General features: G+C 69.4%; 1 protein-coding gene and 1 riboswitch. The gene reads right to left on the reverse strand.

The features are described 5' to 3' along the window. Nucleotides 1-124, reverse strand: a riboswitch (yybP-ykoY riboswitch). This riboswitch is flagged as partial in the annotation. A 20-nt stretch (nucleotides 125-144) separates the two neighbouring features. Beyond that, nucleotides 145-516: SDR family oxidoreductase (locus HA630_RS02250; RefSeq protein ID WP_166832208.1), on the reverse strand; the 372-nt coding region annotated here is incomplete at its 5' end.

Genomic DNA, 516 nt, shown 5'->3' on the forward strand with positions numbered 1-516 from the left:
AAGGGGGAGGCGTGGTGGTCAAAGGTCTGGCCAAGTCGGGACCGCTGGCGCCATGTCCGGTGGGACAAGTGTGTTGACGCGAGCCTCTTCGGGGGAAGAGCGGCTACTCCCCAATGACGCCGCGATCATAGCAGAGCGCCGCGCTCAGGCCGGCCGCGGCGACTCCAGGCCGCCGGTGTAAAAGCGGTTGTGGGTGGGCGAGATCACCAGTTCGTTGATGCAGGTGCGCGCCGGCATCTGCGCCAGGAACAGCACCGCCTGGCCCAGGTCCTCGGGCTGCACCATGCGCTCGCGCTCGGCCTGCGACGGCGGCACCGGCCGCTTGTCCAGGATGGGCGTGGCCACCTCGCCCGGCAGCACCGAACTGGCGCGGATGCCGTGCACGCCCTCCTCCATGTTGATCGATTCGGTCAGCGCCAGTACCGCGCGCTTGGTGGCGTTGTAGGCCGGCCCGGTCAACCTGGAGGCGTACAGGCCGGCCCAGGACGAGACGTTGACGATCAGGCCGCCGCCCTG

This window comes from Aquabacterium sp. A08 (genome assembly GCF_011742065.1).